The following is a 9,393-nucleotide window of genomic DNA, read 5'->3' as shown; positions in this document are numbered from 1 at the left end:
TACTGTAGGGTGCGTTAACGAAGTGTAACGCACCGTTACTATCCAGCATCTCAAGTAAATTTATTAAATTACCTTTTTCTCCTAACTTAATTTGGTGCGTTACGCGCTTTAGGCGCTAACGCACCCTACAGTTACTGTAGGGTGCGTTAACGAAGTGTAACGCACCGTTACTATCCAGCATCTCAAGCAAATTTTTTAAATTACCTTTTACTCATTACTCATTACTAATTACTCATTACTCATTATCCAACCCCAAGGATATAATATAAATAATCCATACTCAATTCATTCTATCTAAGGAGAGATTAATGCCTACTGAAAATTTAGAAGCCAAAAAAATCAAAGCCTTTTTAACTATTATTGAAGACAAACAACAACCTATCAGCGAAGAAGCTAGAGACAAACTCTCACAGTTAGATGAAACTCTGAAACAATTATCTTTTTCTCCTGAAGATGACTTACAAAGAAAACAAGAAATAGTCGTAGACACAATTTTTGCCTGGATTAAACAACACGAATACAAGAAAATTAGAGATAGAATTAGAGAGCAAATTAAATCTACTCAAAGACCTAATATAGAGGAGGTGGCGCCAGAAACTACCGATGAAGAGACAATTACTCCTACTTGTGCCGTATCCCAAACTATCATTAACATCACACTAATTGAAAACGAATCATTACTTCAGGGTAATTTATCTTCAGAAAATAGTCAATCTCTAACTAGTAATAATGAATCAAAGTGATACCTACGTATATGCACCCCATTTGTATTTGATTGCCTTTAATCTAATTAAGGGGCAAGATATTAATTTTCAAACTAAAGTTTATGAAGATAATAACTGGATAACTAAACAGTATCGAGAAATCATCCCTAACTTTCCTCGATTTCAAACTAAGTTTGACAATAATTTTAAAATAAGAAAAGATAAACCCAATGAACTTTTATTTAGTTTACTAGAAAAAAAACCCAGATTATATTTAAAGACTGAATCAGAAGCAGAAAATCAGATTATAGAGCAACTTATCATTTCTCCTAAACAAATAAAAGATTCTCATAGCTTACAATTAGTTGTTTTAAAAAAGCAACAATCAACTAAGGATAGTATAAAAATAGAGCAGTTAAAAGAATTTAACCCTAATAATTGTTTAGATATCAATACATATTTGGGAAAAACCTTACTATTTCACTGTTTTATTAAACCCCAACAACTTCAAAATATAGATAAAATCGCTCAAAATTGTTTAAAGACAATATTACCCGAAAAACAATTACCTTTGTTTAGTAAACAATATCAGCTTTTTGGCGCCACTGCTTTAGTTTACGGAAATTTTAAAACTAATCAAACAGAATCTTATACCCAAGTAATCTTATTATTTTTTACAGCAGAAATAAATTCAGAAAAATTTGTTAAAGCTTATCTTAATCCTGATTTTGACTATCTTTTCCTGCATTTTCATAAAATAGTAACAGCATATTTTTATGGCAAACAAGCCTATAATGATTTAGATAAGGAAATAGATAGTATAGGTAAACTTCTCGGAGATTTAAAAACTAAATATGGTAAAGACAGACATAGCAAAGAATACTCAGAAATAGATATAGAATTAGACGATCTGAAATTTCAATTAGAAAGTTTACTAAAAATTAATTTAGAATATTCTCAGAGTATGCGGCGCTTGGAATATCATCTCAATAATCTAGAAGTCAACCTGACTAACTATAAAATTAACTTAGAAAATTTACAGGTAAATATAGAAGATAACCTAGAATATTTTCAATATATCCAAGATAAACATTTACCCCTATTACAACAAGAATTAGCAGTAAAACTAAAATATATCTATCAGGGTTTAACTCTCACTCAAGAAGCAGTATCCATCATTCGTGGTTTAATAGAAATAGATCAAGCTAAAAGCGATCGCTATGCCATCGCACAAAAAGAAAAGAGCGATCGCCGTTTACAAATCACTCTCACTGCTTTAGGTATAGGTATAGGAGTAGGTGGTATTATTGCTTCTAGTTCAGGACAATTAACCCAGGATAACCCCATATATCTACCTTGGCAACCTCAAGCAGATTTAACTCATTTACACCCCTTCGCCATCATTGTGATTATTAGCGTCGTGGTAGGTATCTCCAGTGGATTAATTACCAAATTCATTCTCGGATTCCTCCTCAACTCTAAATAAGGCTTGCTGAATAAATTTAAAACAATCAATTGTGAAAATTACTCCATTTCAATTGTAGGGGCGCAAGGCTTGCGCCCTCATCTTCTGCTTGCTCCCTCAATACTGCTTTTGTTAAGAGAAAATTATTGATTAGAGTAAGGTTGAAAGGAGATTAGGTACAAAGCCAAAAACCCCTCTCCCTGCTCCCTGCTCCCTGCTCCCTGCTTTCTCAGAAGGAATATGTTTGATTCTTATCCGAGCAGTATTGCTTGCCCCCTCATCTTCGGCTTGCCATCAGGATTTAACTCTCACTCAACAAGCAATATCCGTCATTTGTGGTTTAATAGAAATAGATCAAGCTAAAAGCGATCGCTATGCCATCGCACAAAAAGAAAAGAGCGATCGCCGTTGACAAATCACTCTCAATTTAATCTTAATGAAAACTGATACCTTATTCTATCAAATTTTCCTAAACTTTCCCGCTACTTTTTTTGAATTGTTGGGATTACCGCCTACAGAAACAGAAAACTATCAATTTACCTCAAGAGAAGTAAAACAACTATCTTTTAGATTAGATGGCTTATTTTATCCCCATATTTCCTCTCCACAAAAGCCATTTTATTTAGTGGAGGTACAATTTCAACCAGATTCAGACTTATACTACCGTATTTTTGCCGAATTATGTTTATTTCTGCGGCAATATAAACCTAGTTCACCTTGGGCGCTGGTGGTTATTTATCCTAGTCGTAGTATCGAAAAAAAGGTGAGAAGGCAATTTGATGATTTTCTTGCCCTAAATCGCGTCACAATTATTTATCTAGATGAATTAGAAGCTGATTCTCAATCCTTGGGAATACAACTATTGCGAATTATCTTAGCGAAGGAGGAATTAGTAGTTAATCAAGCTCAGTCATTAGTTAATCAGGCTAGGATAGAATTAACAGAAGAAACAGTACAAAAGAATTTTATTGATTTAGTCGAACAGATATTAGTTTATAAATTACCCAGTAAAACTAGAGAGGAAATAGAAGCAATGTTTGGACTAGAAGATTTGAAAAAAACTCGATTTTATCAAGATGTTAAAGCTGAGGGCATTGCTGAAGGCATTACTCAAGGCATTACTCAAGGCATTACTCAAGGCATCGCTGAAGGAGAGTCAAGAGGGAGAACACAAGAAGCTCTTAATCTCGTTTTACGCCAACTTAAACGCAAATTTCCCCAAATTTCTCCTGAAATTGAAGCTAAAATTAGACAGTTATCTCTTGAACAACTGGAAAATTTAGGGGAAGCTTTACTAGATTTTCAGAGGGAAGAAGACTTAGTTAATTGGCTAAATTGAACTTGGTCCTGAATTTAAAATCCAGGAAAAGAATGACTTGAAAGTTAGTTTAAAAAACCTGAAAAGGTGACACCTAAAACCTCACCCCTGTCTTCAGTTTAACCTTGTTGCCACCCCGTCAACTTAAAAACACTATATTGTATTTAGGATTAATTTATTTTACTATAGTATTGCTATTGTAAATGTTATTTTAGTTGATGAAACAGAATTCTTCTCAAGACTCTAAATCTCTAGCAATTGCCTCGGGACATATTTTACAACAAACTCCTCAGCAGTTGTGGAGATTACCAGAGATTCTTGAACAGGCAGCAACAAAAAACTCTGAACAACAGTTAATTTATATTAATTGCTACAATCAAGTTACTTATCAGACTTATCAGCAATTACTATTTTCTAGCCAATGCTGCTTAAAAGGTTTAAGAAAGAAAAATCTACAACCAGGCGATCGCCTTTTAATCCTGTTAGAATCAGAATTAGAAATACTTACCGCTTTTTGGGGATGTATACTAGGGGGTTATCTACCGATTATTTTAGAAACTCCTGGAGTCAATGAAGATAATCATCGCTGTCAAGAATTAGTTAAACATTTACATCAAACTGTCACAGAATCCCTAATTATAACGTCTCATCAACGGAGAGATTTACACACAGCAATTACCAATAACCACCCAACTAAGCCAAAGTTTGCCTATATAGAAGAGTTATTGACTTATTCAGCAGACAACTCCTATTACTTAGGAGATGCCAAGACAACGGCGATGCTGCAATTAACATCTGGGAGTACTAATAAACCTAAATGTATTCAGCTTACTCATCATAACTTAGTTAGGCGCATAATCGGTGCTAATCAACTCAATCAACACCATCAGGGGATTATTCTCAACTGGTTACCCTTTGACCATATTGGCAGTCTAGCAGATTGGCATCTACGGGGGATGATACTCGGTTGTCAAAGCATATATGTCAATAAAGCCTATATTTTACAAGATATCTTCCACTGGTTAGACTTGATTAATCAGTATCGAGTTACCCAAACTTGGGCGCCTAATTTCGCCTATGCTTTACTTAAGCATCAGTTAGAAAGCAATTCCCTTGAGAAAAAAACCTGGGATTTATCCTGTGTAGAGTATATGCTTAACGCGGGAGAAATGATTAACTATGAACTAATACCCTCTTTAGCTACACTTCTGGGTAAATATCAGTTAAAACCCCAAGTCTTGTATACAGGTTTTGGTATGGCAGAATTTGGTTCTGGGATTACCTATACTAATAATTGTTATTCCTCTCAACAGGGTTTTGTGAATTTAGGAAAACCAATACCAGGAATTACACTGCGTATAGTAAACGAAGAACAAGAAATTCTCCCCTTCAATCAAACAGGTTATTTACAAGTAAAAGGAGATTGTGTTTTTTGTGGCTATTATAATCATCCAGAAGCCAATCAACAAGCCTTTACAAAAGATGGCTGGTTTCATACTCAAGACATAGGATTAATTGACCAGGGTAATCTCATCTTAACTGGGAGAAGTTCTAGTGTGATGATTATTAATGGAGATAATTACTATAGCCACGAAATAGAAGCAGTAGTAGAAACCATTGTTGGGGTGGCTGTATCCTATACCGCAGCTTGTGGAATCAAAGAGAAGAATAGTTATAGTGAGAAGCTGGCAATTTTTTTTAGTTGTGAATCAGAAACAATCGAATCAACAGCATTACTAAAACTGATTAAAGCTATCAAAACAGCAGTAAGGACAAAATTTAGTCTCAACTGTGATTACATTTTGCCTTTAGCTAAAACAGAGATTCCTAAAACTAGTATTGGTAAAATCAAACGTCAGCAATTAGTTAAAAATCTCCAGGCGGGAGTATACTCAGCTATAGAGAAACAAGTAAAACAACTGTTTCCTAATCCTCAAAACTTGAGTAAATTAGAACTCCAACAGGCATTAATTCACATCTGGCAAGATACTCTATCTACAGCTAACATCAGTATCAAAGCTAATTTTTTTGAATTAGGGGGGTCATCCTTACTACTACTGCAAATTCAACAACAAATGCAGGAGAAATTGGGTATCAACCTAGGTATCGCTGAGTTGTTTCGTTATCCTACCATTGAATCCCTAGTAACTTATCTCAAACAACCAGAAAAAAATCCTCAAACTATAACCTCTATAACTAGGCAACCAGATGAAGCAATAGCTGTTATTGGTATCTCCTGTAGATTTCCTGGCGCCGATGATTTAGATACTTTTTGGCAAAATCTCTGTGATGGGGTAGAATCTATTACCCATTTTACTGATGAAGAATTATTAGCTGTGGGAGTTAATCCTCAATTAATTAATAACCCTAATTACGTCAAAGCCAGACCTATACTATCAGATATAGCGGGTTTTGATGCCCAGTTTTTTGGTTATACCCCAAAAGAAGCTGCATTATTAGACCCCCAGCAGCGACTATTATTAGAATGCGCTTGGTCAAGTCTAGAATCGGCGGGATATAATCCTCATAACTATTCGGGAGTTATTGGATTGTACGCCGCCTGCGCCATGAATACTTATTTAATTAATCAAATATCTCCTCAACAACAAGATATTTTTACCCTTGATTCTCCTGAAGGATTTTCCCTGATGGTAGCTAATGATAAGGACTATATAACCACACGTATATCCCATAAACTTAATTTAACTGGTCCTAGTGTAAATGTGCAAACAGCTTGTTCTTCTTCTTTGACTGCTGTTCATTTAGCCATGGAGAGTCTATATAGTGGTAAGTGTGATTTAGTTCTCGCCGGAGGTGTATCTATACAGGCGCCACAAACAGTAGGCTATCTCTATCAAGAAGGGATGATTGTCTCTCCAGATGGCCATTGCCGCGCCTTCGATGCTAACTCTCAGGGAACTATTTTTGGTAATGGTGTGGGAATGGTGGTGTTAAAACCCCTAAGTAAAGCTATCGCTGATAAAGATCATATATATGCTGTGATTAAGGGGTCCGGTATTAGTAATGATGGGGGAAACAAAGTGAGTTTTTTGGCGCCAAATGGTGAAGGACAAAGTCGCGCTATTCGTGATGCGATCGCCAACGCCGGAATCAATCCCTCAAGTATTACTTATGTAGAAACTCATGGCACGGGAACGCATCTGGGAGACCCTATTGAAGTGGCCGCATTAACCCAAGCCTTTCGTCAAAGTACACAAAAAAATCATTTTTGTATTCTCGGTTCAGTAAAAACTAATATTGGACATTTACAAATCGCCTCAGGAATTGCTGGACTAATTAAAACAGTACTTTGTCTCTACTATAAAAAAATTCCTCCTCATCTACACTTTGTCAAACCTAATCCTCAAATTAACTGGCAAGATAGCCCATTTTATATCAATACTCAACTACAATCCTGGCCAAGTCAATCTACACCTCGACGCGCGGGAGTTAACTCCTTAGGAATTGGTGGCACTAATGTACACCTAATTTTAGAAGAATATCAGGAAAATACAGAGAAAAAAGCACCCTTAGACCGTCCTTTACATATATTTACTATTTCAGCCCAAAATCAAGCAGCTTTGCAGCAGTTAGCCGCTAAATATCAACAATTTTTTCAACAAAACCCTCAAGTTAATCTCGGTGATGTTTGTTACACGGTAAACCAAGGAAGGGTTAATTTAGCTTATAGATGCGCTTTAGTAACTGATTCTGTTGGGAAATTAACTAATCAACTGAGTTATTTATCTCCCTGTCAAGTACAAGAAAATTTTACAGAAATTACCTTTTTGTTTCCAGGAGAAAATCAACAAAAATTTAGTTCAATTAAAGAAATATATACAACTCAACCAACTTTTAAACAAAATTTTGACTATTGTGCCAAAATTGCCGCTAAATATACTCATAATTCCTTAGCAGATTTTATCTATGACCAAAATGATACTCAAGTATCTGATTTATCATCACAATTAACCCTATTGGCAGTAGAATACTCTCTCTATAAATTATGGGAAAGTTGGGGAATTAAACCTAATGCAGTTATGGGGTATGGGATTGGAGAATATCTCGCCGCCTCCGTGGCAGAGGTATTTACTATAGAAACCGCGATGCAACTGGTGATGTTGAGACATCAATTAAGGCAACAGATACCACATACAGGGAAAAAGATTCAAGTAAAAGCTAGTTTGGCAGAAATTGAGAGTATAATTAGAGAAAATAAATTAATGGTGGCGATCGCTTCTATCAATAGTCCTCAAGATTTAGTTTTAACTGGGGAAGTTCAAGCTATCAAAGCAATAGAAAGACTACTAGAAACTCAAAACATCTCAACACTAGAAATTGAGGAAGAATCTAGAGACTATTGTGAAGAATTTGCCGCCAATCTAGAGGATATACATTTACAGCCACCTCAACTGAAGATTATTTCCCCAGTCACAGGCAAACCAGTAACCACAGAAATCACTACCCCTGAATATTGGTGTCAAACTATCCCATATCACACAGTCATCAACACTCTTGCTGCTTCCCAAGAAGGTAATTTAGTGATTGAATGTGGACTTGATGCCACCCTCAGTAATTATAGTCAAACCCTAGAGAATAATCATAATCATAATTTATGCTTTCTCCCGAGTTTAACTCCTCACACATCGAATTGGAGACAATTACTAGAGACTCTAAGTCAACTCTATTACCAAGCTATCCCCATTAATTGGCAAGGTTTTGAACAAGATTATACACGTCAAAAACTGCCACTACCTACCTATCCTTGGCAACACCAAAGGTATTGGCTTGATAAACCTCAACCAGTCATTAAACCGCAATTATCAATAACTGAAAATATACATCCTCTTCTCGGGGAAAGAATTAATAGTCCTCTAGTTATCTTTAACTCTACTTCTGATGTAGAATTAAAAAAAATATCTCTAGAACATCAAATTAATCAACAAACAATTATTCCAGGCGCTGTATATTTAGAAATATTTATAGCTGCTTGTTTAGAGTTATTTAAATCTTTACCTATTACCCTAGAAAATATTACTCTCAATCAGGCTATAAGTTTAAATACTCAAGATGAACTTACTTTACAAACAATCATTGATCATAATTTAGTACGGATTTATAGCCTAAAAGCAAGAAATAAAGATTGGCAATTAAATAGTCAAGCAAATATCAACTTATCTGAAAGTATTTCTCTAGAATCTAACTTTCCAATCATTAAAAGTAAATTTAAACAATCTGTAAATATTCACAAATTCTATCATGACTGTGACCAGAGAGGCTTAAAATACGGTCAAAACTATCAAAACATTCAGGAGTTATGGCTAGAAGCAGATACAGCCTTAGCTAAAATCAATGTCAAGACAACAGAAAAATATCATTTCTATCCACCAATATTAGATGCTTGTTTACAGGCGACTTTAGCTACCTTCCCCTTAGAAACGAGTAATTATACTTATGTACCCCTAGCTGTAGAAAAATTTACTCTTTATCAAAGAATAACTTCTTCAACATCAATATTGTGGAGTTATATTCAGCTTAGAAAGACTAATTCTCTAGACAAATTAACCGCCGATGTTACCATTTACAATCAATCAGGTAATTTAGTTGCCCTGATTATGGGCTTAGTATCCCAGAAATTACCAAAGGTATCAACCACAGCCACCTTACCAGAACTATATCAGATAGAATGGTCAAATGAATTCGGAAGTCGGAAGTCGGAAGTCGGAAATATTTATATCTCTAGTCAGGGAGTAGAAATAAATAATCAAAGTGAGACACCTTCAGATGAATTGGGAAATATTCATATCTCTAGTCAGGGAGTAGAAATAAATAATCAAAGTGAGACACCTTTAGATGAATTGGGAAATATTTATACCTCTAGTCAGGGAGTAGAAATAAATAATCAA

5 protein-coding genes are annotated in these 9,393 nt (G+C 35.1%); all 5 read left to right on the top strand.

Features of this window, described 5'->3' with window-relative positions; all coding sequences use genetic code 11:
- Positions 1–308: 308 nt before the first annotated feature.
- A complete protein-coding gene (locus tag MW688_RS17520; protein WP_486737305.1) occupies positions 309–743 on the top strand; it encodes a hypothetical protein in 435 nt (144 codons plus the stop codon).
- On the top strand, positions 730–2,190 hold the full coding sequence (locus MW688_RS17515; protein ID WP_486737304.1) for a hypothetical protein: 1,461 nt from the start codon (positions 730–732) through the stop codon (positions 2,188–2,190). Before MW688_RS17520 ends, MW688_RS17515 begins: the two co-directional genes overlap by 14 nt.
- Before the next feature lie 223 nt (positions 2,191–2,413).
- On the top strand, positions 2,414–2,581 hold the full coding sequence (locus MW688_RS17510; RefSeq protein WP_486737303.1) for a hypothetical protein: 168 nt from the start codon (positions 2,414–2,416) through the stop codon (positions 2,579–2,581).
- 24 nt (positions 2,582–2,605) lie between these two features.
- Positions 2,606–3,508: an Rpn family recombination-promoting nuclease/putative transposase gene (locus MW688_RS17505; protein WP_486737302.1), complete on the top strand. Its 903-nt coding sequence runs from the start codon at positions 2,606–2,608 to the stop codon at positions 3,506–3,508.
- A 197-nt stretch (positions 3,509–3,705) separates the two neighbouring features.
- Positions 3,706–9,393, top strand: a 5,688-nt coding sequence (locus MW688_RS17500) for a beta-ketoacyl synthase N-terminal-like domain-containing protein (protein WP_486737301.1), incomplete at its 3' end; no start/stop codon positions are given.

The sequence above is a fragment of the Johannesbaptistia floridana genome (assembly GCF_057440575.1).
The sequence above is the reverse complement of the archived record's forward strand: the minus strand, read 5'-3'. Positions and strand labels throughout refer to the sequence as shown.

What these genes read in the sequence shown, in the direction of transcription:
- MW688_RS17515 (WP_486737304.1), top strand. Translation starts at nt 730, where the DNA reads ATGAATCAAAGTGATACCTACGTATATGCACCCCATTTGTATTTGATT.
- MW688_RS17520 (WP_486737305.1), top strand. Translation starts at nt 309, where the DNA reads ATGCCTACTGAAAATTTAGAAGCCAAAAAAATCAAAGCCTTTTTAACT.
- MW688_RS17505 (WP_486737302.1), top strand. Translation starts at nt 2,606, where the DNA reads ATGAAAACTGATACCTTATTCTATCAAATTTTCCTAAACTTTCCCGCT.